Origin of the sequence: Streptomyces sp. NPDC050625 (assembly GCF_040654755.1) — a bacterium.
GTDB lineage: Bacteria > Actinomycetota > Actinomycetes > Streptomycetales > Streptomycetaceae > Streptomyces.
Window position 1 is genome coordinate 106,586 of sequence record NZ_JBFAIQ010000013.1, and the last position, 26,962, is coordinate 133,547.

Sequence of the window (26,962 nt, forward strand, 5' to 3'; positions counted from 1 at the left end):
ACGCCGCTGTCCACAACCGGTGAGTTGCCCACAGTTCCCGGCCATGATCGACGGGGCTGCGGGACCGTTCTGACATGCGACGAGTGATGCGACGAGCGAGGCCTCGCGGGTGGACGTGGGCGGCGTTGCCGCTGGGACTGGCGGCGGTGCTGCTCGCACCGTTCGCCCGTGCGGACGTACCGCCACCGGCTCCGCGACCGCCGGTACCCGCGATCGGCCGCGCCTGGCCGGTGGGTACGCGCCCCGCGGTGATACGGGGCTGGGAGCCCCCGGCGACACCGTACGGTCCCGGCCATCGCGGGGTGGACCTGGCGGCGGCACCCGGGACACCGGTCCGCTCGGTGGCGGCGGGCCGGGTGTCCTTCGCGGGCCGGGTGGCGGGGAGGGGCGTCGTCGCCGTGCGGCTGGCGGGAACGGACCTGCGGACGACGTACGAGCCGGTGCGCCCGTCGGTGAACAAGGGCGACGAGGTGGCGGCCGGGGAGGTGGTGGGGGTGCTGGAGCCGACCCGGTCGCACTGCGGGAGCGCCTGCCTGCACTGGGGCCTCATCAGGGGCGAGACCTACGTGGACCCGCTGTCCCTGCTGCCGCCGTGGCTGCTGAACCGCGGGCCGTCGAGACTGCTGCCGGTGCTGGGCGTGCCGCTGCCCGCCTGTGCGGGGCTCAGCCCCGCACACCCCGCAGCGCCATCGTCACGGCCGTGTCCGTGATGTCGGCGGGGTCCTCGGCCGCACCCAGTTCGATGCGGCGCACCGCCGCGTCCACGACCCCCTGCAGCAGCATCGCCGCCAGCCGGGGCTGCGCGTGTCCCATCTCCCCCAGCGCCTCGACGATCATCGCGACCAGCCCGCCGTGCGCGGCCCGGATCTTCTCGCGTGCCCCGGCGTCCAGCTCGCTCGCCGAGATCGCCACGACGGCCCGGTGCCGGCGGTCCCCCACCAGCGCCAGCTGCGTGCGCACATACGCCTCGACCTTGCCCTCGGCCGACCCCGTCCGCTCCATCGCCGCCGCGACCTCGGCCGCCCACACCGGGAAGTCGACCTCGCACAGCTCCTCGACCACGGCGGCCCGCGACCGGAAGTACTCGTACACGGACGACCGCGCGAGACCGGTCCGCTCGGCGAGGGCCGGGAAGGTCAGCGCCTCCGTCCCGCCCTCGGACAACAGGGAGCGTGCCGCGTCCAGCAGGGCGGCTCGCTGCATCGACCGGTGCTCGGCCACGGAGGCCGCTCGAATCCTTGGCACGTCAACCACTTTACGGATGTATCACCCCGGACGGGAGGCACTCCGGCCTCACACGGCGTTTCCGCCGGCTCACCGGCCGAAGCTCGCCAGCTTCGCCCGCAGCTGCAGCACCGACTTGGTGTGGATCTGGCTCACCCGGCTCTCGGTGACCCCCAGCACGTTCCCGATCTCGGCGAGTGTGAGCCCCTCGTAGTAGTAGAGGGTGACGACGGTCTTCTCCCGCTCCGGCAGCGTGTTGATCGCCCGCGCCAGGAACCGACGCAGTTCCCGGTCCTCGGCGACCTCCACGGGATCGTCGGCGGCGGTGTCCTCCAGCGTGTCCATCAGGCTCAGCCGGTCGCCGCCCTCGCCCCCGACGTGCAGCAGCTCCTCCAGGGCCACCACGTTCGCCAGCGACAACTGGCTGAACACCGCGTGGAGTTCGTCGACCTCGATGCCCAGCTCCGACGCCACCTCGTACTCCGAAGGGGTGCGTCTGAGCCGTGCCTCCAGCGTGGCGTACGCCCGCTCCACGTTCCGCGCCTTCTGCCGCACCGACCGGGGGATCCAGTCCAGCGCCCGCAGCTCGTCGATCATGGCGCCACGGATCCGGGTGATCGCGTACGTCTCGAACTTGATCTCCCGCTCGATGTCGAACTTCTCGATCGCGTCGATCAGCCCGAACACCCCCGAGGACACGAAGTCGGCCTGCTCCACGTTCGGCGGCAGACCGACGCTCACCCGTCCCGCCACGTACTTCACCAGCGGTGAGTAGTGCAGGATCAGCTGTTCCCGCAGCCGGTCGTCCCCCGTCGCCTTGTAGGACCGCCACAGCTCGTCGAGCGTCGACGGAGCGGGCGGCCGCACGCTGCCACCGTCGCGGGCGGCTGGGGGGATCGCCGCCCGGTCGGACCCGGAGGTGTGCTGGGGCATTCGTCGCCTTGTGCCGTTCTGCAGTGAAGTGCCGGGAAAGAGTGAAAAGGAGCGAGGGAGAGTGCCTGCGTGAGCTGTCGGTCTGGTGTCGAGTTGGCGCGGTCTGCGTCGGGGTCTTTGTGAGCGTAGCGTGACTGGGGAGTCGCGGTGTGCGAACAACGAGGCACCACCCCTGCGCGAACCCCCTCCGAGGGGCGCCCCACCGAGCTCCGCACGTCGCTCTGCGTGACGGAGCGGAGGTGTCAACTGGGGGAAATCCCAAGGGCGTCGGGGATTCCCCCGGACGGCCGAACCCATTCGGTCAGCACCGACTGTGACCACCCCGGACCGAGATCAGGGCCTGGCGTGTCAACTTCCAGCCAACGCCGTGTCGTTCGACATAGCCAAGTGATCGGAGTTCGTACAGCCTCGCGATCGCCTCGTCCTCCGTCGTCTGCGCGCCGCGCGCGATCTCCCCGGGCCGTGCGGCGCGGCCCCCGGGCACGGCGGCCAGGACCTGCCCCGCGGCCGGTTCCAGCAGGTCGCGGGGCAGCACCGGGCCGCGCCGGGCCGGGGCCAGCTCACCCATGTCACCGATCAGCTCGACGACTTCCGCGGCATCGGTGACCAGGGCCGCCTCCCCGCGCAGCAGCTCGTGCACGCCCGCGGAGAGTCCGCTGGTGACGGGTCCGGGCACCCCCATGGTGAACCGCCCCAGGCGCTGTGCCGCCCGCGCCGTGACCAGCGAGCCGCTGCGGTAGGCGGCCTCCACGACCACCGTGCCCCTGGTGAGCGCCGCGATCACTCTGTTCCGCAGCACGAACCGGCTCGGCGTCGGATGGTCACCGGGCGGCAACTCCCCGACCACCAGGCCCTGTTCCGCGATCCTCGCGATCAGCTCGGTGTGCCCGCGCGGATAGGGCCGGTCGACCCCGCAGGCCAGCACGGCGACCGTGGCGCCGCTCGCGCCGAGGGCGCCCCGGTGAGCGGCGCCGTCGACCCCGTAGGCGCCGCCGGACACCACCACCCACCCGTGCTCGGCGAGCCCCGCGGCCAGCGTTGACGCCATGTGGGCGCCGTACTCCGTGCAGGCCCTGGCCCCGACGACGGCGACCGATCGGAGCGCCCACATCCGCAGGCTGGGGCTGCCACGCACCCACAGCCCCGTGGGCCTGGCATCCCCCAGGTCGTCGAGCTGCGCGGGCCACTCGCCTTCTAGGGACAGTTGGAGCGTGTTGCCTCAGCTTGAGCCTGGACCCTAACAGAGACCAACTGGTGATGCCGTGGCTCCATTGATGATGTCGACGGGGCCAGGCACCAGCACACGCGGTTCCGGAAGAGAGATGCTGACGAGGACGCCGCCGACCCGTGGCCGGCCGAGCTGGTCAGGACACTGCGGTCCCTGGAGGCGGACGTCAGCCGGGCGTCGACGGCTCGGTCGGCGGCGCACCGACGCCGGGAAGCGGCGGTCAAGGACGTGCAGGTGCCGCTTCGGGTGACGAGGAGACCGAGCACGGCACCCAGTGGCAAGTACTGCTGGTCGAGCGGGCGCGGGCCCGCGCCTCGGTTGGTGATTCTGCGCTCGCGTCAGCCCAGTGCAGCCCCGAACGGCCCGTGGCCGGCACCGGTGCGCTGAATGACGAGGACCGGCGCCGATGGAGGAAGCTGGAGTCGCCCTCGACGCCCTGGACGAGGTCATGGGCAGATGCCGTCCCCGCAGCCACACGGTGCGAGGGGCACGAGGGTGCGACAACGCAGGAGTCCGTCGACGCCCAGCCCGAGTGAGTCGTCACCGCCGGCGCGTCACTTCTCCTTTCCTTCCTCGTCCCGCCGCGCCTTCTCGAACAGCCACTGCAAATCGCCTTCCGCGGTGTTCCAGGTCTCCGCGACTTCGGGCAGTTTCTCGCCGCACAGATTCGCGCCCAGGCAGGCCATCGCGTCCTTGTGCACCGCGTACGCCACAACTCGGGACCTGCCGAGACGTGTCTCGTACAGCAGTTGCTCGTCGTGGGCTCCCCAGATCAGCAGATCCGGTGAGGAGGTGAAGCGCTCGCGCAGGGCCGCAACGCCTGCAGCGTCGCTCCAGCCCCCTCGCCCCGCACATCGTGCACGGCTAGCCGCCGCTACACCCGTCAGCTTCGAAGGCGTGCAGATTTCAATCAGTGCAGGTCAGCGATATCCTACCGAACTGGAGCCACCGCAACAGGTTTGTGGAATCACTCATGCGAGTGGTGTCCAGTGTTTCTGTACGGATGTGGTCTGTTGGGAGCGTCAGATAAGACCTAAGCTGACGGCCGATGGTGGTCGCGGGCACTGCGGTGTAGGACGGTTCGTACAGCCGCACCAGGGGTGGGTGCCGATCGGGAATTGCACACGGTTAGCCATTGGGGTGGGGCAGGTGGATGGTGCGGACCCTTGAGGCCACGACGACCCAGGACACGCTGCTTCACTGCCGTTGGAGTCGCCACCTAGACCCTACCGCGTGCCATCCGCTGGCTGTTGATCACAGTCACTGCATCGTCGACATGGCACGCTCTCTTCATTTTCCCCAGCACGCAACATATCGCTCAGGTTCTACGAGCGCTGCATGTTACGTGGCCGAATCCGCCAAAGCGCGCGTCCTGGAGTCTATGGTGCGGAACTACTCAATCTCATCCGACAGCGCCTGCCGCGTGTACTCGGACCTTGCACTGCGTTTCGATGGTAAATCCGCTACAGGGCACCGATATCTGAAATACATCAGATCGGACCTACTCGACCAAGTGGATATAGTTCGAGAGTATGTAAGCGGCGAAGGGATGGCCCGCTTATTTCGCGAACTGAAAAGAAGAGAAGTTGGCGATCTCCCCGGGCGTGCACGAGAGATCTTGTGTAATCTCTTGGCTCCAGCCTTGCATGCACTACGGGAATCTGGACCGTTCGCCGAGGAAACGGCGATAGTTCCAGTTCCGGGGCGCAACGGGTTATCCGCAACCCTAGCCAAAATCATCACCGATGAACTTGTCGATCGCAATGCGCACTACGTAAGCGCATTGAGTAAAACTTTTGCTCACGAGATGAAGCAGCTGCCTTGGAGTGTGCGCCGACTTAACTCCTGGCGGATATGTCGCCTTGAGCGCGATATATGCGCGCGCTCGGCCATCCTGATAGATGACGTCGCGGCGAGTGGCACAACCATCTCCGCCGCCGCCCGCGCAGTTCGGCGAGCCGGTGTTGTCAATGTGACGGCAGTGCTTCTAAGCGCGGATGCTCGCGGCTTCGCTAAAGAGTCCCACTGAGAGGGCAACATGACCCAGCGGCGGCCTCATCCCCTACAAATAGAAGACTGGAAAGCAAGAGTCCCGAGTAGCAATTGGATGTCTGAGTTCCAAAGACTGGGCCTGATAATCACCGATCGTCGAGTCCTGGACGTCGGCTGCGGTATGGGGTACTACGGAGATTTGCTGGCTTGCGCAGGTGCGGAGGTCTATGGACTTGACCACCAGCCGGAATTTGTGACCGCGGCAGCATCAAGACGCTATCGTGGCGTGATTCACTCGAACGTAACAGATATGCCTGTTGCCTCTTCCTCGTTTGATCTGATCTATGCTAGATATATTCTTCATCATATTGCGAAGGGGCAACTCTACGACGTGATTGAGAAGATCCACAGATCTTTGCGTCATGATGGGCACTTGCTCATAGAGTCCACGACGCCAGATTTGGCGGGCAGGCACCATGATGTACAGATCTATCCGAAACTGAAGCGCATCATAGCGTCAATGTACCCTTCCATTGAAAGCCTTACCGCCCTGCTGCGCCAAGCTGGTTTCCGAATCATTACATTCGCCGAGACCACTCAAACGCGTGATCCCTATACCAACGTCGACTCCGCACTTGAGCGCTCCGCTGCTCTGGTGTCGAGTGGCGGGGGCCCCACATATTGGCTTCAGCTTAGCGAGGCTGAGCGGAAGGAGTTCCACGAGGTGCGGCGCAATGAGCTAGTGCGCTTGTTCGGTGATGGTCCGGTCCAGCGTCAGTGGAGTGGGTACTTCTTGGTTGCTGCTAAGGAGGATACGCATGACTGATGTGGTCATCGTCGGGCGGATTGCCATCGATGAGTGGGTGCTAAGCGAAAGGGAGCAGCAAAGCGCTCGCACGCCGACCGATACATACGGTGGGTCAGGTGCGAACATGGCGACCTTGCTGGCAAGGCTAGGTATGGACGTCGGCTTGGTGGCGAAAATTGGGTGCGACGATGTAGGCGTTCATTATCGGGATAGGCTGATTGAGCTGGGGGTCAACGTCGATTATCTCCAGACGGGCTATCATCGAACTGCCGTCTGTCGCATAATTCCGGGGGTCTCCTACGAATGGCTCGACGATGTCATTGCTTTTCCGAGTGTGACCGCTAGTGATCTTACGGGGGCACTAGCCGGAGCTGAAGTTGCGATCTTTTCGGATTGCGCTCCTGGTAAAGATGTTGTGTTGCCGGAGGCCTCTTACTGGGTCCCGCAGTTGTGGCTACGGTCTCCACTGCGGGAGCCTAGGGCGGCACTGCTGCCTTGGCGTGCGGTTTTCGTCAATTCGCGTGAGCGAGGCGAACTCGAAAATCTGATGGGTAGTACTGTAGGTGAGCTCTCGAAGCAGACGAAAACCACGTGGATTGTGACCGATGAGTCCAAGGATACTATCTGCTGGCAGTCTGGAATTTCTATCCGATATCAGGTAGACCCGGTTGCTCCAGTCGTTGCTCTGGGGGGAGGTGACGCTCTGGCGGCCGCGTTTGTGTTCGCCAGATACGAGGGGCTGTCCATGGAGAATGCAATCGACTTGGGCCACATGGCTGCTCGGAAGGTCGTGCAACAAGTGGCGTGTCAGCTCGAACAGGAGCATGCCGATGAGCTGCTCTCAACTGTCGATGCAATGAGGGGGAGAAATGGCTTTGCGTAGGCGCGCAGAACGACCTACTTCTCTCACTGTGACGTTTGAAGGCCTTGAACTAATATTCCGCAGGCATGTCTCCAGTTTGAGGCAGACAGGCGATTGGAAGGCATGGGCTGGAGTCGCCCTTGCCTTAGGCCTGCCTCTAACCACTGCCAGCTATTCCTATGACGGAAAAAAGCTGTTCCTCGAAGGCTCTCAGTGGCAGGCAATTACGGGCGCGCTCACGCTGCTCGCACTGTTTCAGACGGCGCGCGTCGCTTATGCTAATCGCCGTGCTCCCTCGATAGACGACCTGATGGACGAGGTTGCTGGTGAAGCGGGAGCTGTGCTTGAGCGCAGGGCAATCTTTATAGTCAAAAGGCGTGACAGTGATGGCGCCTACCGGGTTCTGGCCTATTGGCAGCCCGCCTGGGACTGCTTCCTTCTGCCTAACATTAATCTCAACGAGGGTATTTTCTCCTCTATGGCGATGGTGCGAGGCTTGTCAAGTATGATCGGAATCCCTGAGGAGCGCTTGACGCTCTCGCCTTACCCGGAGCAATCGGTATTGCGTTCATCTAAGTACTCGCCGACCTATCGCCGCGAGACGAGTTACAAGTTCGAGTTCTATCACGTGGCTGTGTCGGGCTCAATCTCATCAACTCTCGCGGGAAGCTCGTTCAGTCATGGAGGGTTTGATTACTCATGGCTCACTGTTGCAGAACTGAGGGCGCACCCGACCACGCGTGAGAGAAATGGTGACGTGCTCAAGCATTTGAATGAGCAGAAGTGGACTCTTCTCGAGTCTCCGCCCGACTCGTATGATCCGGGCTCTTTCGCACCGTAAGAGCCTGTAACACGATCAAGTAAGAAGTGACTGGTTGGCTGGGCCAGGACAGGCGTATCCCGATGCCCTCGCACCAGTCTTCGGGCGCCCGGACGCCGCCCTGGGCGTCGGCGAGTACCGATCGCAGCGGGTACGCCCAGATCGTCACGCGGACCCCCGGGTGCTGGCGAGTTCGTGGCGATCAGAGATCTGCAGCCAGTCGACCGCGTCGCACCCGACGGCCGTGGCCAGCCGGTCGACGCGATCGCCGAGTGGACCCCGCCGGCGGTCCACGCGTACCGAGGCGAGCACCGCCGTCCGGCCGGTGGAAGGTGATCCACAGGAAGGTCTCGGGGGCGATGCCGTCGGCGACCTCCTTATCGACTGGGACCGGGTCGCCGGTCGAAGCGAGGATGGTCGAGGAGGCGACCGGACCGCATCCGCCGACCACTTGCAGGACGCCGTGGCTCACGGGCTCTCTTCGTTCAGGTTCGGTTGGTTCGTGCGTCTGCCCGGGCGGCTCGACGCAGCGCCCGCTCACGAAGGTCGAAAAGCTGCTGGCGGCTCTATGGCGGTCTCCGAAGCCTCTAACCCGGCCTTCGACCCCACTCCAGGCGACGACGTCGTCATCCTCGGCAAAGTCGCGGTCCTATGGACTTGTCTGACATCACAGCGAGTGGCGAATGCCCCACAATCACCACTCCGCCGGACCGTCCGACTCCTGCTCGGCCTTCCACGCGGCGTACAGCCGCGGGTCGCCCGTCCGCTGTAGCCCGCCTCGACGTCCTTGGGGTGCCACGACTGCACATCGCACTCGGGGCACGCGATCGAAGGCCGCGGGGGACGTACGCATCCTCCGAGGCTAGTCCCCGAGAATGTTCATGCCGAACTGGTGCAGCAGTCCCTCAGCAAGTTCAGTTGCCGCCGCGGCGAGCGCTTCATCGTCGATGAAGGGTGCCAGCTCTCCGTCAGCCGGTTGAACTTTCTTCAGCTGACGTCCCCACTCAGCTATCGCCAGGCTGCCGAGCTCGACCACCACCGGCGCCAGCCGGACAGTCTTATCGGCCTCCGGGAGGATCGTGAGGACTGCGCGGAGGTCGATGGGGCTGTCTGCGCGCAAGGCCAGGCGGTGTTCGTGAGCCAGTGCCACGCTCTCGAAGGCCGTGTTGATGAGCGCGGGGCAGGAGACGGGCAAGACGATCGACCCCGGCATGCCGTCGCTGGGGGCTTTGTGAGAGAGGTCGACTGCGGTTACGACGCTGCCGTCGTGGTGCAGTTCGACGAGGACTCCTCGGCGGCTCGTGGCGCGGGCCGGCACGAGCATGTTGGTTTCCACCCAGCGGCGCAGGCCGCGGCCGGGGTTGTTGTCGAGGAGATCGGGGAAGAGCTGCGGGCCCAGAAGCCGCCGCAGAGGGACCGCACGGCTGAGCGCCCTTTCTGCGCGCTTCACGCTTTGGGCTATGACGTATTTGGCTTCTGCCCGCGTGGGGGCAGGGATGGTACGGGGCAGTGGGCGGGTGGGCCGTGCGACGACGACTAGCCATGCCGCCGGGTTGTCGTTCTCCCCCGAGATGAGGTCAGTGGTGTGCTGGACGTGTTCGTCCAAGGCGGCCTCCGCGGCGCGCTGGCGGGCGAAGCGGGCCCGGTAAGCCGCAGCAACTTGGTGCTCGGGCATGTACGCGGTGTCGTCGCGGTGCCGGAAGGGCGCGTTGAATGTGGTCTTGTCCTTGTCCTTCTGCTGCCACCCGTACAGGAAGTGCGGCGCTGTCTCACTGGCGGGTACGTCGACGACGAAGACGCCCCTGCCGCTTCCGTCGGTGGCTGGCAGTTTCAGGTAGCTCACCCCTGTCACAACGGGCTGCAGGTGGACGCGGAGCCACTGACCCAGCTTCTTCTCGTCGATCTCATCCAAGTCGACGCCGACCAGCTCCACGGCGTCGCTCACCCCGTAGATGAGAAGACCGCCTCTGGTGTTGGCCATGGCGGCTACGTCCTTGGAGAACTCGTTCCACTCGCCCTTGACCTTGGCCTCTTCTGGGACCATCTCTTTCCAGTCCAGGTCGTCGCTCTCGGCGAGCTTGCGCTGTATTGCCTCAGCGACCATGTTGTACGTCAGGGGCCCCGGCGGGTGACCGAGGTACTCGTGCAGTCGAGTCCAGGAACGTGCCATCCCGGCACCCTAGTCGGCGAAAAGCCCGGTGGCCGGTGCTTTGCCATCCGCCCGTGTGACAGGCCTCCCTGCCCGGTGCTGGCAGCGACGACTCCACGTCGGTCTGCTCGCTGATGACCCGGCAAGACAGCTTGGGCAGGTGAACCCCCGCGACTTCGAACTCACCCTCGCCGCCGCCCGGGCGGTCGGCCCCTGCCCTCCCGCTGAGGCAGCAGCCTGGACCGAGCAGGGCCGTGCCCTGATGGGGCTCGTGGGAAACGGCTCTGGCCGCAGTTCCGTGAAACCCCCAGGTCAGCGGCTCAGCGCACCTTCGATGCGCGCCAGGGGCGTGGTAAATGCCGTGGCGTGCGCCTGAGGTGCCTCTTGTCTGTCCTGCCGCGGGCCAACGCCGCTCCGGGACCATGTCGGACCATCCGTGCCACCGGAGCGGTGGTGGGCAGCGCCAGGCAAATCGCTGCTGCACGAGCAGCACATACGCATCCAGAACTGCCCGTGGAGAACTTCATAGCGCTGTGGTCTGCCCTACAGGCTTTCCTGACGGCAGCCAGGCAGGAGCTGGGGCTCATCGAGACCCCGGAAGGCGCCTACAACGTTCATGGGCCGGCGTACGAGGGATGACGACGGCGATCGGGCTACCGGGCGCCACCAGTCCGGACCGTCTCAGCAAGCCGGTGCAGGAGTGAAGCCGCCATGCCGTTCAGCGTGATGGCGTCCGATCGCACCCACGAGGCACTGCCGATCGCGCCGTCGTTGTGCTGGGGTCCGCTGGCCTGGGTGAAGACAGCCTGAACCAGGTCGGCGTACGCGTCCGCCTGGTCTGCGAGCCGGTCGAGGATGGTGCCGTACCGGTCGTCCTGGTCCTGGTCGTCGCGCTTCTTGCTGCCGTTCGTCGGCCAGATGTTCAGCTTGCGCATAGCGCCCACGGCCAGCCGGGTCTCCCGGATCGCGTCCGGGTACTCGCCGGCCGTAATCTGCCGGTCCGCGGTCCGCAAGTGCTTCGCGGCAGTGGCGAGCGGGCCGCCGTTCATCGGCATGGGCACGGTGACGGTGAAGGACACGGCGAGGCCCAGCTGCTCGATCTGGTTCTCCCAGACGCTGGCCGGGACCCGCCGCTCCTCCTGGACATGGGCGAACGGGTGCCCCGAGCTCTGCGGCAAGGCACCCTCCACATCGAGCAGGACTGCCATGTCCTGGCCATTGCGGTGCCTCTCCAGCTCCAGAACCTGCTCGGAGATGAGCGGGACGATCAAGTCCACGGACACCCGGTCCGCCTTGGTCCGCAGCGGCACTGGCGTTGGAAGGAACGACCCAATCCAGCCGAGGCCACCCTCAGCCCGCAACTCCCCCGAGAGCGTGGCTTGGTTGACGGCTTCGGCGACGTAGAGCCCTTCAACCTCGATGCGCACCGCCAAGCGGTGTGCGCCAAGGCCCGGCATCAGGGACAGGGGCGGCACGCCTCCCGGCTCCGGCGACCTCAGCCGCAGCAGCGTGCCGTCCTCAAACTTCATGTCCGAAACCATCGTGCCTCCCTGTTCAGAAAGCGATTGTCGGACATCAGGCGTCATGTGCGCACAACTTTTCGGACGACACCGGGCATCGCGTCAACACCAGCACCGCATGACAACGGTCGGCGGCCGACCACTACCTGAGTGGCAGCGGCCCGGTTCAACAGGGCCTGCAGCGGACCGGCTTCCCGGCCTGGAGGCGGCTCGTGACGAGGCTGGAGGGGCATATCGCCGGTGGTGGTCCGGCGTCCCTTCGCGGTAGGCAGACCGTCCCAGTGCGTCTCGTCGACGACGCGGGCTCCGCGGCCGACGGCTCGGAGTTCTGTGAAGGTCATCGCCTTCGTGGAGCGGGGAGAGCTGAAGGCCAAGGCGTTCTTGCTCACGCAGAGCCTGGATCAGCTCGAAGCCCTGGACCTCGATGAGTTCCGCGCCTTCCAGGTAACCCTCGACAAAATCGAGGAGCGAGCACACATCCGCTTCCCCACCGCCCTCCACAAGGGCGACCACCTGCTCGTGCCCGAGTCGGTGGCCGAGCGGGCGCCACTGAAGGACCTGACCGACATCCACTGGGACTGACCGGTCGGCGCGCTGACGTGCCCCGTCCAACTTCAGAAGGAGGGATGGGGTACGTCCGCCCGCCACGGGTTGGTTCGCAGGACCTTTGATCGCGAGATCGGGCGGGCCTCCCGAGAATCACACCAGGCCTCACTCAGTTGTCCCATAGCGCAAGACGGTTCACTGGATCATTAGAGGAGCTTCCCATATGATCGATCACATCGGAGAGCACCCGGACCGCATGCCAAGTTGACCATTGTGGAGCCGTGAAGGCCCGCACTAAGGTCGGGGCTGTCAGTCCGGCGACAATGCAGGGATTGACCGCACTAGCCTGACCTAGTGACTAAGGCCAGTGCCCGTGACCCGAGCGGCAGTGCCTCGGTTGTGCAGTGCGGTCGGCCGCGATGGGTACAGCGCTTGGCGCCTCAGCGCTGGCGCGGAGCGCCGATTCCATGAAAGGTTTCCTACCGGTGGGTAAGTAGGCAGTCCTCCATGAAGGACTGGTCTCCTTGGGGCGAAGGTAGAGGTAACGGCATGGCTGTGGCGGCGCAGGGTCCGGCGGAAGTGATCTCCGGTGCGGCGCCTGGCACCTTGTTCCCTCGCGGCGCAGACCTTGGTGTGTTGAACATATTCGGCGTTGATGCCGTAGTTGCTTATAGAGCAGATACTCAGGAGATCGAACGGCGAGCCGCTGCAGGCGCAGCGGAGCTCACAGATCGCCGTGTGCTTGACCTCCTGATGAACCTCCCCTTGGGCGTAGCGGTCCCAGTGAAATCGCTAAGTGAAGCCGAGCGACGCACGTTGCGGCAGTTGCCTCGAGGCTCTGTCTCGCGGTACGACGATGTAGTCGTACGACAGGCAACTCAGCCGATCCGGATTGATCTGGCCGTCGTTCCCGGTCGAACCTGGGCGGCGACCAAGGAGAAGGCGGAGTGGTTTACCCCATTCTGTGCTCGGGCTGTCTTGATTGACGGACCGCTGCGGCGGCGAGAGGACGCCGTGATGGAGGCAGACTTCTATGGGGTTGGTCTGCTGGTGGCGACAGGCAGCGAGGTCGAGGTGGTAGTGCCCCCTCGTCCCTTCGTCCGGCGACGGTACACAGCAGCCACTTGGCAGCTTGTTGAGAGCGCCTACCGGCAGCTGTCATCAAACCGATGACTAAGGACTTCAGGGCGTCACGGGTAGCGTGGCCCAGGTTCTGAGTGGTGCAGGGACCTGGAAGCCCGCCTTGGCATTTGCCGACAGCCCAAGACGCTGGTTCTCCAGGGCGTACTGATCGACCGCGGCAGCGCACCTGTCCCGCCACCATGTCTTACGCTCCAGCCCCGGCTTGCGGTTGGCGATCTCGATCACCCAGCTACTCCACGAGCTGATGTTGTGATCCTCTGACTCGCGCCGGGCCTCGCCGCTGGCATCGTAGAAGCGGTCGAGTCCGCGACCATCGCATACGTCGCAGGTACAGGTCATCGGTGGGTCGTTCATGTAGATGCGATCCAGCGACCGAGCGCCCTTGAAACACATTAGGCTCGGCAGCAGTACCGAGGGGTACTGAGGACCACCCTGGTTTTCCTTGCTGACCTGTGCCTTTTCGCCCGGTGGGATGCTGTGCCGACGAGCGCTGTCGGCGCCGATACCGGAGAACAGAGCGCCATGGGCCAGCGCGTCCAGCGCTGCGAGGTCGCTTCGCAGCAGGCCGACATCAGGCCGCTCGGTTACGACTCGACGCAAGTTCGCCGGCACGTTCTTCGCCTGCTCCATGGGGTCGAACTGGCGGAACAACGTGAGCGCCTTCGGATGCGGGATACGCTTGCACACGGCGATCAACTGGCTGACGTACTCGTCGGTGAGCCAAGCTGTGTCAATCGGCAGATGAACGATGGTGTCCACTCGCTCAATGCGTTGCGACTGCTCCATGACCGCCTTGAGCGCCTTCGAGGCGCCGGGCGGGATGTAACCAGTCGGCGTAAGGGCAGCGCTCACGCCACGAGCCTTCTGCATCTGCAACTCGGTGTCGACGGTGGCAAACAGGTCATCGCCATCGAGCAAGAAGGGCTCGTCCTCGGTTGCCGTGTGGGTTGTGTACGCCGCGGTGTCGATCAGGAGCCGGCCGTCGTAGCCAGACGCCCGAAGGTGAAAGGCGCGCTCTCCTGCCATCTCCCCTGTCATAACTATGCCGCCGAGGTCGCCGTTGAGCGGCGACCGCATCTGTGGGATGAAGTTCGCGTTCTCGTGCAGCAGTACACGCCCTTGCAGCAGAGGCGTAGCCGGCACCGACGCATCGAGGATCCGCAAAGCGGGCGTGCGGCCGGGGAACGGCGGGTTGGCCATTTTCACCTACCTGTTGGTGAGTCCAGTAACCGCATGGTCACCGGATAGAGGAAGGACACGAGTAGATCTCGGTGAACTCCCCGAGTTCCAGACCAGCAAGGTGAGCTGCCTGGGACAGGTCGAGGTGGTGCTGTTGCCTCAGCCGGGTCACGACCTCAGCAAGGTAATGCGGGGTCTCGCGCTCGAAGGTAACGGGCTCGATGGTGCGGTAGCCCAGCCCAGACATCTCTACCATGAGCGAGCGGTGTTGCCAGTCGGAGAGAACGCCTAGCGACTTGGCTCGAAGAGCCAAGGCTGCCATGGATACTCCCCACTTGGGTTTGAGCTCCATCAACCGCCTTAGGTCCACCCCTGGTTGAAGATCAGCCAGGACTGTCTCGTGCGGCATGAGGAACTCGGCTGCGAACTGATCTGCTTGCTGTTCTTGCGACCGAGCGTCCCCAGGCACTTTGTGCATCACGCTATGCCCGAGCTCATGAGCAAGGCTGAAGCGGAATCGATCCCCAGGAGCTGTTGAATTGAGCAGAAAAAGCGGTCGCTGACCTTGCGGCCAGTGACTGACGGCGTCAAGATCGCGGGTTTGCAAGTCTCGCACTACAAGCAGGGCACCCGCAGCCTCAAGCACCTCTACCACATTGGCAATTGGGCCCGCCGGGAGTCCCCATTCAAGCCTCAGTGTCTCCGCAGCATCGGCTGGCGTGTCCAGGTCATCGACGGCGATGTGCCGGAAGCGATGCTTGTCTCCCTCGCAGCCTGCGGCCATGATGGCCTCCGCCTGAAGGCGGGTCACCGCCAAGGTCGCGTGCACGCGCCGAAGTGCCAACGCGCCCATAGAAGCACGCTTTCGGTGATGCACGAGACCAACACCCACCCCACCACTGTCAGTGGTGCGGCATAGCATCTGTGGTGTGTACCTAAGCGCAGACGCGAAGAGGCCGAGGCGATCGCCTTTCACCACGAGCCGCCCGGCTTCAGCACGACTGACGTATCCCTGCGACACAGCCTCGCCGTCTGCAAGGCGGGTCATCTCAGCCGCCATGTCGGACTGCGTCCAGCCGCGGGACTCGCGGGCCAGCGTCAACATGGCAGGGTGCGCGACCAAGTTGTCGAAGCCCTCCATCTCACACACCTCCCCTGCCCCGGCATCACGACCCCCACACGGTACACCGACACGGGCCATGCACAAAAACATGCCCAAAAATATTCCACCTCGGGTGGAGGGCTTGGGGTTGGCCTCAAGACGACAGCGGCACAACGCAGCCAGTCCAAGCCGGAGACCTGGACGTACAGACGCTTGTAGGCTCCGGCCGTGACAGAGACCACCTGCGCGAACAGCACATGCTGAGCCGGAGCTTCCCACCGAGCACTTTGTGGCCCTGTGGTCGGCTCTACAGGCCTTCTTGACCGCGGCCCGGCAGGAGCCGGGCCTGACCGATACCGGGGGTTGAGGAACATCGGAACGAAAACCGGCGCTAAGCCTCTGGAGGGCTGGAGAGCGCTTTGACCTGGGGTTCGGCTGGGGCGGAGCCTTCGGCAGTCGTGTTGATCACTGACTGTCTGGAGGTCCGGGGTGCCGGTCGAGTTTCTGACAGATGAGCAAGCCGCGAAGTACGCGGCGTACGACGGGGCGCCCTCCCGTACGGAGTTGGAGCGGTTCTTCTTCCTGGACGACGTGGACCGGGCGTTGATCGAGCCGAAGCGGCGGGCCCACAATCGGCTCGGGTTCGCGGTGCAGATGACCACGGTGCGGTTCCTCGGGGTGTTCCTGGACGATCCGACGGACGTGCCGGCGGTGGTGGTCGACTACCTCGCCGAGCAGTTGGGCGTCGCGGACGCGTCGGCGCTGAAGGCGTACGGCGAGCGGGAGAACACCCGGCTCGATCACGTCCGTGAGCTGCGGCGGTTCCTGGAGTACACGGAGTTCGCCGAGGCGGAGGCGGAGCTGCGGGCGTGGGTGGATGCGCGGGCGTGGACGACCGGGGAGGGCCCGAAGGCGTTGTTCGATGCGGCGGCGGGGTGGCTGCGTGAGCGGCGGGTGCTGCTGCCCGGGGTGACGACGCTGGCCCGGTTGGTGGCCGCGGTGCGGGAGGCCGCGAACCAGCGGCTGTGGGACACCCTCTACGGGCTGCTGAGCACTGGTCAGCGGGCGGTGCTGGACTCCCTGCTGTCCGAGCCGCCGGGCGCCCGGGTGTCGGAGTTGGACCGGCTGCGCCGGGGTCCGGTGCGGATCTCCGGGCCGCAGATGAAGTGGGCGTTGGAGCGGGCGGAGGAGATCGCGGCCTTCGGGATGGGCGAGGTGGACGTGTCCGGGATACCGCCGCGGCGGCACGGGGATTCCCGGCGCCTGGCCACGCTGCTGGCCACTGCGGTCTACCTGACGTCCCGGGCGGTCGATGACGCCCTGGACCTGCTTTAGGTGCTGATAGCGACGAAGCTGCTGGCCCGTGCGGAGCGGGAGACGGCGAAGGAGAAGCTGAAGAGTCTGCCGCGGGTGGAGCGGGCGTCGGCGAAGCTGGCCGCCGCGTTCCAGATCGTGTTCGACACCACCAGCGAGCAGGTCGACACCGACACCGGGGAGATCAGCCCGCCGGAGGTGGAGACGCTGGAGGCGATGTGGGAGCGGATCGAGCAGGTGGTGCCCCGGCACGAGCTGGCAGCGGCGATCGCCGCGCTGTTCGAGCTGACGCCGCCGCTCGACTCGGACGCGGAGGAGGCATGGCGGGCCCAGCTGGTCACCCGGTTCGGCACCGTACGGCCGTTCCTCAAGTTGCTCGTGACGGTGGTCGACTTCGGCGCCACGCCGGAGGGTCTGCCCGTTCTGGCCGCGCTGAAGTCGCTGCCTGATCTGATGGGACGCAAGAAGGTCGGCCCGGCGGAGATCGACACCGGCCTGCTCACCGGGTCGTGACGGCGCCTGGTGCTGTCCGCGCCGCATCTGGAGCCGGGCACGGTCGACTGGAAGGCGTACGCGTTCTGCGTGCTGGAGCAGGTGCACCGGATGCTGCGGAGCAAGCAGGTGTTCGCGAAGAACTCCTCCAAGTGGGGCGACCCGAGGGCGAAGTTGCTGGACGGGGAAGCGTGGGAGCAGGCCAAGCCGACCGTGCTCGCCTCGCTCAACCTGCCCGCCGAGGCGGGGGAGCACCTGGCGGCCCGGGCCGCGCTGCTGGACGGCACCTACCGCGAGGTCGCCGCGCGGGTGCCGGCGAACTCGCAGATCGTGTTCGACGACGACGGCCGCCTGCACTTCGCCGCCCTGGAGCCGGAGCCGGAACCCGCCTCCCTGCGCCAGCTGCGCGAGGCGGTGGAGGCGATGTTGCCCCGTGTCGACCTGCCGGAGGCCCTGCTGGAGGTGTTCTCGTGGACCGGCGCCGACCAGGCGTTCACCTCGGTCACCGGCGGCGAGGCCAGGCTGAAGGATCTGCACGTCACGATCGCCGCGCTGCTGGTCGCGCACAGCTGCAACGTCGGCTACACCCCGGTCATCGGGGCCGCGGACGCCCTGAAGTACGGGCGCCTGTCGCATGTCGACCAGACGTATCTGCGGCTGGCGACGTACCGGGCCGCGAACGGCACGCTGATCGACTACCAGGCGGCCATCCCGCTCGCGCAGGTGTGGGGCGGCGGCCTGGTCGCCTCGGTGGACGGTATGCGGTTCGTCGTGCCCGTGCCGTCGGTGTACGCGCGGCCGAACCCGAAGTACTTCGGGCGCCGGAGCGGGGCGACCTGGCTGAACATGATCAACGACCAGGCTGCGGGGCTGGGCGGGAAGGTGGTGGCCGGCACCCCGCGCGACTCGCTGTACGTGCTGGACGTCCTCTACGACCGTGACGGCGGCAAGCGCCCGGAGATGATCGTCACCGACACCGCCTCATACAGCGACATTGTCTTCGGGCTGCTCACCTTGGCGGGGTTCGCGTACGCGCCGCAGCTCGCTGACCTGCCGGATCAGAAGATGTGGCGCATCGACCGCGCCGCCGACTACGGCGCCTTCCAGGACGCGGCCCGCGGCCGGGTCGACCTCGCCAGGATCGAACGCCACTGGGAGGACATCCTTCGGATCATCGGCTCCATCCACACCGGCGCCGTGCGCGCGTACGACGTGATCCGGATGCTGTCCCGTGACGGCCGCCCCACTCCGCTCGGCGACGCGATCGCCCATTACGGGCGGATCGCCAAGACCCTGCACATCCTGCGCCTGGCCGACGAGCCCGGCTACCGGCGGCAGATCAAGAGCCAGGCCAACCTCCAGGAGGGCCGCCACTCCCTCGCCCGGAAGATCTTCCACGGCCGCCACGGACAGCTCTACCAGCGTTACCAGGACGGCATGGAAGACCAGATCGGCGCCCTCGGCCTCGTCCTCAACGCCCTCGTACTCTTCAACACGCGGTACATGGACGCCGCAGTCAACCAACTGCGTGCGGACGGCTTCGACGTCCGCGACGAGGACGTGGCCCGCCTCTCCCCGTTCGTGCGGCATCACATCAACATGCTCGGCCGGTACTCCTTCCAGCTCCCCGACCTGCTCGGCGGCCTGCGACCCCTGCGCAATCCCGACGCCGTAGAAGACGACTGAGGGACCGGATAAATTACCCACGCCCCGGCCGCTCGACTCGCTGAGCTATTCGCCGGACACACATGGGCCGAAAGGCCCATGTGCGCCGACGAGCATGAAGGAGGAGAATGGCCTGCATGGGGCCTGGGGCCGTACCTCTATGGGACGGCACCCAAGTCGTAGCCCATTCAATAGATGAGCCCTAAACGGCCAAAGCGCATCCGCACCCAGTGCAAGCATCACGCGCTCACGGAGTCATCATGACTACCACGGCCCGGGGGCGAATCCCCCGGCTTATCTGCGCTTCCTGCATCAGTAGCGCACTTATCATTTCCGCAGGCGCCACCACAGCCGTAGCAGCCACACAGTCTCCTATGCCGGTTCAACAAATACCCAGGGACGACTCGGGGGGTAGTTCAGGCACAGGCGACCAGAGCGGCAGCGGCTCGGACACAGGTAACCAGCCCAGCGAAAACGGCAGCGGGACCACCGACAACGGGACCGACACCACCCACAACGGCAGCGGGACCACCGACAACGGGATCGACACCACCCACAACGGCAGCGGGACCACCGACAACGGGACCGACACCACCCACAACGGCAGCTCCGGCCACGGCGGGGGCGGCGGCCCGGGTGACAGTTGCCAGGGCGAGGGTGGACGCGGCCAGTTGTACGAGGTAGGCGGGTCGCTTGTTTGCTTCTTCAATGGCCCCCAGAAGAATGACACGCTGGAAAATACAAATCCAGCAGGTCCCTGCGAAAATGACATCACCTGGGGTGGTGTCACAGATACAATCTACCATTTGGTAGTTGGGAAACATTTCAAGTCCGCCTCGGCCTTCTGGAGGACGCAAGAGGTCGTCAACTGTCTCAACTACCTGCACATGAACACTCCCCCGCCATACGAGTAATTCTCAAGAGTTGTGGATCGTGTGACATGTCAGGCAGCGACGGCCTCCGGAGGCTCGACTAGCACGCCCTTCTCGAACCAGGCGGGCTCCGGAGATCGCCGTCAGCGCTTGGGTCGGCTTGGCCGCGGCAGTGGGGCACCGCGGCCACAGAGCAGGCGGGCGTCCGGCACAAGGGGACGACCGAGTCCGCCCAGAGGTTCCGGGAGCGCAAGCCGTCGGACTGGAGGCTGGGCGGAGCGCCGTCCAGGGTTGGCGAGAGTAGCCGGTAGGCGCTCGGGCACTGGGGCCTCGGAGCGGGCTCCATCGGCCCTGCCGACGCCTCTAACAGTCTCCGATGATGCGGCCGCTCTGTCGCGCGCCACCGCGACAGAGCGAGTGCCCGGTGTACCAGGTGGGGAGGTCGGTCCACCCGTCCGTACCGGGCGATGCCGTGGGACTGGGTGAAGTTCGTCGGTCAGCGACGGCTGTCGCCCGGCGCGAGGAGGCTGGTCAGCTCAGCAATCGCTTCTGGCGACGGTTTGGAGTATCGGCGGACGTTTTCCGGTTTCTTGTGCCGGGACTTGGCCATCAGCACGAGCAGTGAGGCGCCCTGCTCGCCGAGGTGGGTCAGGGCTGAGTGGCGGTATTCGTGCAGGTCCCAGCCTGTCCCGGGGCCGCGGAATGCGGTGTGCTCGTCCAGGAGCGCGCGGGCCTGCCCGTACGACAACCGGGCCAGGCCCGTGTCCGGGCAGACGTCGCGCGAGTTGACTACCTTGCCGGGCCCCGGGCGGCGGTGGGTGACGAACACCGGCCCGCGGGTGCGGCCCTTCAGCAGCCGGGGGAGGAGCCGGGCGGTGCCGGCATCCCAGTAGACGGTCTCCAGCACGTAGTCCTCGCGCGCCTGGCCGCGGCGGCGGGCCTTGGTCCGGGCGCCCTTGGCCTTGACCGGGCAGCGGCGCCCGGCGAAGTCGAGATCCTCGATGTTGACGCCGAGGATCTCCTGCGCGCGGGCGGCGGTCTCGTAGAGCATCCGCCGCAGCGTCTTCTCCCGCAGGTGGACCTCGCGCCGTGTGATCAGTCGGTCGACCGCCATCTTCGAGCGGGCCGGGGTCTCGGAGTCCGGCACCGCCAGCCGCTTCGTCCAGGCTGGGACCATCGGTCCGTCGTAGCCGCGGTCCCGGCACCAGCCGAGCCAGGACAGCACTCCCGCCCGGCGGGCGTTCCACGTGTTGACCGCCGCGGTGCCCCAGAGCAGTTCGAGGGCTTCGCCGATCTCGTCGTCCGCGACCGATGCCTGGGGCCGGGCTTCGCCGAGCCGTTCGGCGGTCTTGCCCACCCCGATCCCGTAGTTGCGGACCGTGTTCGGGTTGCCGAGCGAGTCGAGGAACACATCGGCCGCGGCGCGGACGGTCAACGCCTTCCCGGTCGGCAGCTGTACGACGGTGGGCACCGCTTCTCTTCCCCCTTGGCGCAGATAACAGGGCCGCTTCACGTAGCGGCCGGAGAACGTCACCGCAGGTGACGGATCAAGTTGCCGCAGATATTGGGGGTGTTATCTGCGGAACGACTTCACACGGGTCCCATCGTCGACGCCCCGTCAGCCGCCCACCAGGGCCGACGAAGGCTTAGCGCCGGTTTTCGTTCCGATGTTCCTCAACCCCATACCCCACTATGCGCGTACAACGTTCACCAACCACCGGGGGAAGGATGATGCGGTGCTGGTGGCGGGCCCGATCGATCTTGTAGGGCCGTTCAAAGGATCATTCCCACTGAAGCCCGGAAAAACCGGAGCACGGTGACTGTCTGATCGCCACACTTGCGGCATGGGACTGTTCGACGCCGACTACTACGACTCCGACGAGATGCTGGCGCACCCGCGGCACCAGGACATGCAGCCCGTCCTGGCCACACTCATCCAGCAGCTGCGGGACTGCACGACGGAGGAGGCCGGCGTCGCCTTCCAGCGGGACCTGCTCGCCCGGCTGCTGGAGGTGGAGAAGGACCGTAAGGAACTGAAGCGTGCCGCGGACCGGGTGCGTAAGGGCAAATCACCTCAGCCAGAGGCTCCTGAACCACAGTCGGGTCGCGGCCTCGGCGACATGGAGACCTGGCGGTTCGAGCACGACGTGTGCGACCGACTGGCTCGCCAACTACGTTCCGTGGGGGATGCGTTGGCCTGGCGGGCCTTCAACTTCCACCGCCCGTACATCCTCGCCCTGTCTCGCAACGACCCGCCCGGCCCGATGTACGGCAAGGTCGGGTTGTCGGCGGAGCTCGATCGGGTCGAGAGGGCCTTCAAGGAGGACGGGTCCTTCGCCCTCCTGCATGACCTGACCAACTGCCTGCGCATCGGCGACGTCACGGTGTGGGACGGTGCCCATCCTCCCCGCACCGAAGAGATCAAGACCAACCCGAAGGCCCGCAAGAGCGCCCAGATCCGGCGGATCAACCAGGCCAGGGCCGCGGTATTGGAGGGCGGTCCTCTACCAGGGGCGAGGGCGTCAGAGCTGCTTCATGACCTGGACCTGCCACTACGCACCCACCTCGATGTACTGCGCGCGGCTCTTGAGCGAGCCACGACCGAGGGCTGCTACGCCACCACAGTGCCTGGCAGCCGGGCCCTCTACGTGGTCGACCAATTCGGCTGTATCGAGCAAGGGCTGTCCTCCGCGCAATTCAACGAACGCCTCCAGCAGGCTGTGAACACCGCGTTGGACAGTGCGGGCATCGCGGCGGGCCGAGAGGATCACAACGTCCACTTCACCAGTCTGGAAAGTACGGCTCGTGATCCGCTGCGGGTGCCATGGGCGAACTATCCTCTGCACCCCGTGGCCTGCGCTCGGCTGATCGGCGACTATGCCTCGGTGACCGTAGAGACCTCAGGACCTGCGCTGGCCCGTCTGCTCCAGGTGACCGGCCTAGATGCCCACTGGGCCCTCCCGCCGGGGAAGACGAGCCTCAAGCCCGGCCAGGTCGTGATGGAGATCCACCAACGGGAACAGGTGCCTGGCCTACCGCTGGGAGCTATCACGATGGCCCCGGGGTGGACGCTGCAAATGGGCCGCTCCGAGCTGGACCGCTACATGATCGAACTCATCCAGCCCGGCTCATGGATCGCGGGCATGAAGCACGTGCTTGCCTCACGGAAGGTCGGACAGCCCTGGCCGCACTACCGCAATGAACACGAGGTCTGGCTCTAGTCTTCGCGGGCGAAGTCCAAGAACCGTTGGTGCGGCGTACGCGACTCGGCCCAGAACTTGACGGGCCCCTCTGGCCTGTCACGGTGCTTGACGTGAGTCAACACCAAATGTTGCTTCGCGCGGGAAATCGCAACGAAGAACTCCGACTCCTGTGCAGTGGGTTCATTGCTCCAGAAAAGCTGCTCCTCGACTCCCAGGACCACCACCTTTTCAAACTCCAAGCCCTTGCACTTGTGGATGGTCAAGAACCGGATAGCGTCCATCTCCGAAAGGCGCCGGAGCGCTTGGACGGGGTCCCCGTCAACGGCAAGCTCCCGGTCGAAAGCATCAAGCGCCTGCTCAATCAGGTCGTCGAGTCGGGTGCCCTGCTGGTACTCGGTTGACAACGCGATCAGCACCGGTCGTGACACCAGTTGCAGGAACTCGTGGACAAGGGCCCGCCATGCTGCGGGCTCTTCTGTCCTGAACTCGGGGCTGCGTACGACCGCTCGGCTACTGCCGATCATCCGTTTCAATTGGCCGTCGAAGCGTGATGCCTCGTCGTCGGATGCGCTCGATCGGGTGGCGGTCCTCATGAGTTCGGTGTACGCGTCGGGTTGCCTATCCTCGGCGATCACGCGAATGAAGTTGATTACGAGGGCAGCTACTGGTTCCGCAGTGAGGTCCTGGCTGTCTTGTTCGTTACGGAAGGGGATGCCGCGGTCTGCCAGTTCGCGGCCAAGTACCGCCGCGACCAAGTGCGGCTGCTGGCGCACCAGGATGGCGATCTCGCTTGGTGCCGTGCCCTCCTGGAGCCATCCCTCAACGAGCTGCGCGACGGCTTGCGCCTCGTCGTATTCAGTGTCGAAGGGGAGCACCTCGATGACGCCGTCGTCTCCGATCAGCTCCTCGTCGGGGCTGACCGCTCCTGGGTCCATCTGGGCGATCATTCGGTTCTGCATCCGCCGCAGTCGGGGTGCGGAGCGGAAGTTCTGGTACAGAGGCAGTGGTTGGGCCGAGAAGTCGTCAGCGAAGGTTTGCAGGACTCCGTCCAGTGCGCCGGCCCACGCCATGATGCGCTGCTTGGTGTCGCCGACTGCGGTCAGGACGGCCGTTGTCTGACCAAATGCTGCCTTGATCAGTCGGTACTGCTGCCTGGTGCAGTCTTGGAACTCGTCGAGGAAGACGTGGCTGTACGTCTGGCGGATGCCTCCTCGGGCATACACGTTGGTCTCGATGATCTCCAACGCCAGGGGAACGAAGTCGTCGAAGGTGATCTGCTCGCCCACGATCCGGTCGCGGCCGATCTGGTAGTCCGGATTGAGGGCGTTGACCCCGGTCAGCGCGGGCCGGAAATTGTCGATCACGCGCTTGGCGAAGGCATGGAAGGTGAAGCTGTCGAACCTGGCAGCGAGGCGCGAGCCAGAGCGTCGGCGAACGCGCTCTCGTAGGTTGCGGGCGGCGTCGACCTTGAACGAAACCGCCAGGATCCTACGCGGGTAGGGGCACTGTCCTGTACGCAGTAGGAAGTCCGCCCGTTGAGCGAGTAGCTCGGTCTTCCCGGCACCCGGCCCTGCGGAAACGACCACGTTCCTGTCCGACATAGTGACGGCCGACAACGCATTGGGTTCGAGGACGAGACCGTCGACGGGATGCCACTGATCGAGGCGGATCATTCCGGCAGCTCCGCTAGCTTCGTGCGGACGCGCTCGACCAGTCGAGCAAGTACGTCGGGGAGCTTCTCCTGCAACTGCTGGTCGTTCAGGTTAGCGAGAGCGGCCAGGTGCGCAGCAGGCTTGCTTCCGAGATCGAAAATGCTGTGGTAGTCAGTGAAGAGCGCGCGGACATCCGCGGGGAGACGGTGTTCGTTCACGTGACTCTTGCCGAGTACAGCCACGATGGTGGCCTCGTCCGGCTCGGTAGGACTGACACCATAGGCGTCGGGGTAGGCCGCCATCAACATCAGGTCGAGGTCGACCGGGTGAGAGAAGAAGACCCCTTGCTGCTCCAGCGCCTCGACAGGGCTGCGCCTTTTAAAGCGAGCGTCCACCAGCGTTGGGAAATCGCAGTCATCATTCCACTTCGGGAGTTTATCGATCTGCTCTTCCGTATAGGTCTCTGAGCGAACTGCGTTGATCTGCTTCAGCGCGTTACGTACCCGCCCCCACCCACCCTGGTGACGGCCGGCGTCAAGGTCAAGCAGTGTCACGTGCGGGATTTGCAGTTCGTTGAGAAGGCGCCAGAAGTGATTGACATGCCGGCCGCCCAGTGGAACCACCGAAACGGATGCGTCGTCCTCCGTGAGGCCGAAGGCCGCCAGGACACGTGGCAGGACCACCTGTTCGCTGTCGCCCTCACCGAGCACGACTAGCCGAGAAAAGTACAGTTCGGGGTAGGCCTTCACCGCCTCCCGTACGTACTTGGCGGCTTCCTCCTCGCCCTCGGGCAGGACGATGCGGTGGATCGTCGTCTCCCGGGCACTGTTCAACCTGAGGAAGCAGATTGTGCGGGGATCGACGCGGCGCAGGAGGGTAGGCGCGTGCGTGGCGATGAGGGATTGGACGTCACCGCGTGAGGCATTTCGTAGTTGCCGAATAATCCGCCCCAGGTACTGCGGTGCGAGGCTGTTCTCCGGCTCCTCAAGCGCGATGACGGTGTGCACTGGTGGGCGGAGGCGGTCGGCGTCGATGGAGGGCTCCTCGCCATTGAGAACTCTCCGAGCGAGGGACTGCCAGGCAAGCACGAGTGAGATGTACAGCAGGGACTTCTGCCCATCGCTCAGCCGCTCGTACGGCAGAGGTGCCCCATCATGCGTGGGTGAGAAGGTCACGGTGAGCAGGCGCAATACACCTTCCAGTTCGCCCCGCCCGAAAGCGATCGACGGATCCTTGAAGTACGCGCCGTGGTGCAGCCCGTGCCACTCGTTGGTCAGGCGAACGCCAAGGCTCGCGACGGTGGTGTTCGCAACCAGCGATGCGGTGATTTGAGCAGTGAGGTCGCTCAGCGTCTCGCGTTCCGTCGTCCAGTCAGCGGCTCGCAGGACGCGTCCGATAAGCGATGCAGTCGTGTATGAGACATGGTCGGCAGGATCTCGACGAGCCGGAAGGTAGTGCACCTCGATATGCCCACGGTCATACCGGGACATGTCTGCACGGTGAGTCGGCTCGCCCGTGTCATCCGCCGCTAGCACGTACTCGATCTTCTCGTCGATGACACCGTCCGACGCCAGCGACGCTGTCAACCGCACACGGATCCTCGGAGCCGCGCCCGCAGTATCAATTGCCATATGCAAGAAATTCGGCGGGACCGACGCATGATCCCCATCGGCTCCTGCTTCCGGGAATTCGAAATCTACCTCCAGCCACAACGTCGGTTCCCACGCTTGCAAATCACCTGCCAATTGATCGGCCGGCACGTGAAAGTCCTCAAGGCGAATCTTGCGCTGAGCTTCCAGCGGACTGAAAAGCCGCGACAACGCTTCAAGGACGGTGGTCTTACCTGAGCCGTTCGGGCCGAGAACATATGTCAAGTCATCGAGATCGATTTCCGTTGATTCCGAACCAAATGACTGGAAGTTACTCAGCCGCAACTTCGTAATCTTCACCGGCTCCGCTCCCCATTAATTCATGCCTGTCATTTTTCGCAAAAGTGACCACCTGCACCCTGCGTCACGTAGGGCTACTCTTGCGTACTTTGGCACGTGATCAATGCAATGCTCGGATGAACCGACAAGTAACACAGAGTGGGCTAGGTCACGTTGCGTTGCCAACCCGCTCACCGCGGGCGGTCGCAAGCACGGCGAGGCCGCCTGGGCCAGGTCTTCGTTCGCTCCGAGGCTGACGACGTCGATCCCGTCGAAGTAGGCCGTGAAGACGATCCACAGCCGGGGGCCCAACCTCAGCGCCCAGTCCCA

The 26,962-nt window shown here is 65.2% G+C and carries 18 protein-coding genes and 2 pseudogenes; 9 read left to right on the top strand and 11 right to left on the bottom strand.

Annotated elements, in window-relative coordinates:
* Positions 1–125 precede the first annotated feature (125 nt).
* A complete protein-coding gene (locus tag AB0I54_RS26760; protein ID WP_363298705.1) occupies positions 126–710 on the top strand; it encodes a M23 family metallopeptidase in 585 nt (194 codons plus the stop codon).
* Here AB0I54_RS26760 and AB0I54_RS26765 read toward each other — a convergent pair.
* The 4 genes and pseudogenes from AB0I54_RS26765 to AB0I54_RS26780 form a co-directional block, all read right to left on the bottom strand.
* Positions 664–1,221, bottom strand: coding sequence for a helix-turn-helix domain-containing protein (locus AB0I54_RS26765; RefSeq protein ID WP_363298788.1), 558 nt, complete (start codon positions 1,219–1,221; stop codon positions 664–666). The genes AB0I54_RS26760 and AB0I54_RS26765 overlap by 47 nt on opposite strands.
* Positions 1,222–1,314: 93 nt before the next feature.
* Complete coding sequence (gene whiG, locus AB0I54_RS26770) at positions 1,315–2,157, bottom strand: RNA polymerase sigma factor WhiG (protein WP_263213204.1); 843 nt, start codon at positions 2,155–2,157, stop codon at positions 1,315–1,317.
* 301 nt (positions 2,158–2,458) lie between these two features.
* Positions 2,459–3,346, bottom strand: a pseudogene (dprA, locus tag AB0I54_RS26775) (DNA-processing protein DprA); the annotation flags it as partial.
* 593 nt (positions 3,347–3,939) lie between these two features.
* Positions 3,940–4,098 (bottom strand): hypothetical protein, encoded by a 159-nt coding sequence (locus tag AB0I54_RS26780; protein WP_363298706.1) that lies wholly within the window; start codon positions 4,096–4,098, stop codon positions 3,940–3,942.
* A gap of 1,394 nt (positions 4,099–5,492) precedes the next feature.
* On the opposite strand from AB0I54_RS26780, the gene AB0I54_RS26785 reads away from it, so the two are divergent.
* Genes AB0I54_RS26785 through AB0I54_RS26795 form a run of 3 tightly spaced genes read left to right on the top strand, consistent with a single transcriptional unit; the run spans position 5,493 to position 7,888 of the window.
* The gene (locus AB0I54_RS26785) at positions 5,493–6,203 is read left to right on the top strand and encodes a methyltransferase domain-containing protein (protein WP_363298707.1); all 711 of its coding nucleotides are present in this window, start codon (positions 5,493–5,495) and stop codon (positions 6,201–6,203) included.
* On the top strand, positions 6,196–7,068 hold the full coding sequence (locus AB0I54_RS26790; RefSeq protein WP_363298708.1) for a PfkB family carbohydrate kinase: 873 nt from the start codon (positions 6,196–6,198) through the stop codon (positions 7,066–7,068). Before AB0I54_RS26785 ends, AB0I54_RS26790 begins: the two co-directional genes overlap by 8 nt.
* 28 nt (positions 7,069–7,096) lie before the next feature.
* A complete protein-coding gene (locus tag AB0I54_RS26795) occupies positions 7,097–7,888 on the top strand; it encodes a hypothetical protein (protein ID WP_363298709.1) in 792 nt (263 codons plus the stop codon).
* Positions 7,889–8,729: 841 nt separating this feature from the next.
* Here the strand turns inward: AB0I54_RS26795 and AB0I54_RS26800 are convergent.
* Both AB0I54_RS26800 and AB0I54_RS26805 read right to left on the bottom strand, forming a co-directional pair.
* Complete coding sequence (locus AB0I54_RS26800) at positions 8,730–10,037, bottom strand: ATP-binding protein (RefSeq protein ID WP_363298710.1); 1,308 nt, start codon at positions 10,035–10,037, stop codon at positions 8,730–8,732.
* A gap of 632 nt (positions 10,038–10,669) precedes the next feature.
* Complete coding sequence (locus tag AB0I54_RS26805; RefSeq protein ID WP_363298711.1) at positions 10,670–11,602, bottom strand: hypothetical protein; 933 nt, start codon at positions 11,600–11,602, stop codon at positions 10,670–10,672.
* A 264-nt stretch (positions 11,603–11,866) separates the two neighbouring features.
* On the opposite strand from AB0I54_RS26805, the gene AB0I54_RS26810 reads away from it, so the two are divergent.
* Complete coding sequence (locus tag AB0I54_RS26810) at positions 11,867–12,118, top strand: hypothetical protein (RefSeq protein WP_363298712.1); 252 nt, start codon at positions 11,867–11,869, stop codon at positions 12,116–12,118.
* A gap of 471 nt (positions 12,119–12,589) precedes the next feature.
* Entirely contained in the window at positions 12,590–13,255 is a 666-nt protein-coding gene (locus tag AB0I54_RS26815) for a hypothetical protein (RefSeq protein ID WP_363298713.1), read from the top strand.
* Between the two features lie 9 nt (positions 13,256–13,264).
* Here the strand turns inward: AB0I54_RS26815 and AB0I54_RS26820 are convergent, their stop codons facing one another.
* Together AB0I54_RS26820 and AB0I54_RS26825 are read right to left on the bottom strand one after the other, a co-directional pair.
* Positions 13,265–14,425 carry a hypothetical protein gene (locus tag AB0I54_RS26820; protein ID WP_363298714.1) on the bottom strand — a complete coding sequence of 387 codons (1,161 nt, stop codon included), beginning with the start codon at positions 14,423–14,425 and terminating at the stop codon, positions 13,265–13,267.
* A 37-nt stretch (positions 14,426–14,462) separates the two neighbouring features.
* Complete coding sequence (locus AB0I54_RS26825) at positions 14,463–15,545, bottom strand: XRE family transcriptional regulator (RefSeq protein ID WP_363298715.1); 1,083 nt, start codon at positions 15,543–15,545, stop codon at positions 14,463–14,465.
* 450 nt (positions 15,546–15,995) lie between these two features.
* On the opposite strand from AB0I54_RS26825, the pseudogene AB0I54_RS26830 reads away from it, so the two are divergent.
* Both AB0I54_RS26830 and AB0I54_RS26835 read left to right on the top strand, forming a co-directional pair.
* Positions 15,996–18,998: pseudogene (locus AB0I54_RS26830) on the top strand (Tn3 family transposase).
* A gap of 353 nt (positions 18,999–19,351) precedes the next feature.
* Positions 19,352–19,891: a hypothetical protein gene (locus AB0I54_RS26835; protein ID WP_363298716.1), complete on the top strand. Its 540-nt coding sequence runs from the start codon at positions 19,352–19,354 to the stop codon at positions 19,889–19,891.
* Between the two features lie 454 nt (positions 19,892–20,345).
* Here the strand turns inward: AB0I54_RS26835 and AB0I54_RS26840 are convergent, their stop codons facing one another.
* Positions 20,346–21,320, bottom strand: a complete 975-nt coding sequence (locus AB0I54_RS26840) for a site-specific integrase (protein WP_363298717.1) — start codon at positions 21,318–21,320, stop codon at positions 20,346–20,348.
* A 373-nt stretch (positions 21,321–21,693) separates the two neighbouring features.
* Here AB0I54_RS26840 and AB0I54_RS26845 point away from each other — a divergent pair, with 373 nt between their 5' ends.
* The gene (locus AB0I54_RS26845) at positions 21,694–23,070 is read left to right on the top strand and encodes a hypothetical protein (RefSeq protein ID WP_363298718.1); all 1,377 of its coding nucleotides are present in this window, start codon (positions 21,694–21,696) and stop codon (positions 23,068–23,070) included.
* Here the strand turns inward: AB0I54_RS26845 and AB0I54_RS26850 are convergent.
* A complete protein-coding gene (locus AB0I54_RS26850; RefSeq protein WP_363298719.1) occupies positions 23,067–24,725 on the bottom strand; it encodes an ATP-dependent helicase in 1,659 nt (552 codons plus the stop codon). The two genes, AB0I54_RS26845 and AB0I54_RS26850, sit on opposite strands and share 4 nt — an antisense overlap.
* Positions 24,722–26,653 (bottom strand): AAA family ATPase, encoded by a 1,932-nt coding sequence (locus tag AB0I54_RS26855; protein ID WP_363298720.1) that lies wholly within the window; start codon positions 26,651–26,653, stop codon positions 24,722–24,724. Before AB0I54_RS26855 ends, AB0I54_RS26850 begins: the two co-directional genes overlap by 4 nt.
* Between the last annotated feature and the right edge of the window lie 309 nt (positions 26,654–26,962).

What these genes read in the sequence shown, in the direction of transcription:
- whiG (WP_263213204.1), bottom strand. Translation starts at nt 2,157, where the DNA reads ATGCCCCAGCACACCTCCGGGTCCGACCGGGCGGCGATCCCCCCAGCC.
- AB0I54_RS26785 (WP_363298707.1), top strand. Translation starts at nt 5,493, where the DNA reads ATGTCTGAGTTCCAAAGACTGGGCCTGATAATCACCGATCGTCGAGTC.
- AB0I54_RS26790 (WP_363298708.1), top strand. Translation starts at nt 6,196, where the DNA reads ATGACTGATGTGGTCATCGTCGGGCGGATTGCCATCGATGAGTGGGTG.
- AB0I54_RS26800 (WP_363298710.1), bottom strand. Translation starts at nt 10,037, where the DNA reads ATGGCACGTTCCTGGACTCGACTGCACGAGTACCTCGGTCACCCGCCG.
- AB0I54_RS26805 (WP_363298711.1), bottom strand. Translation starts at nt 11,602, where the DNA reads ATGACGCCTGATGTCCGACAATCGCTTTCTGAACAGGGAGGCACGATG.
- AB0I54_RS26815 (WP_363298713.1), top strand. Translation starts at nt 12,590, where the DNA reads ATGAAGGACTGGTCTCCTTGGGGCGAAGGTAGAGGTAACGGCATGGCT.
- AB0I54_RS26820 (WP_363298714.1), bottom strand. Translation starts at nt 14,425, where the DNA reads ATGGCCAACCCGCCGTTCCCCGGCCGCACGCCCGCTTTGCGGATCCTC.
- AB0I54_RS26825 (WP_363298715.1), bottom strand. Translation starts at nt 15,545, where the DNA reads ATGGAGGGCTTCGACAACTTGGTCGCGCACCCTGCCATGTTGACGCTG.
- AB0I54_RS26835 (WP_363298716.1), top strand. Translation starts at nt 19,352, where the DNA reads ATGCCGGTTCAACAAATACCCAGGGACGACTCGGGGGGTAGTTCAGGC.
- AB0I54_RS26845 (WP_363298718.1), top strand. Translation starts at nt 21,694, where the DNA reads ATGGGACTGTTCGACGCCGACTACTACGACTCCGACGAGATGCTGGCG.
- AB0I54_RS26850 (WP_363298719.1), bottom strand. Translation starts at nt 24,725, where the DNA reads ATGATCCGCCTCGATCAGTGGCATCCCGTCGACGGTCTCGTCCTCGAA.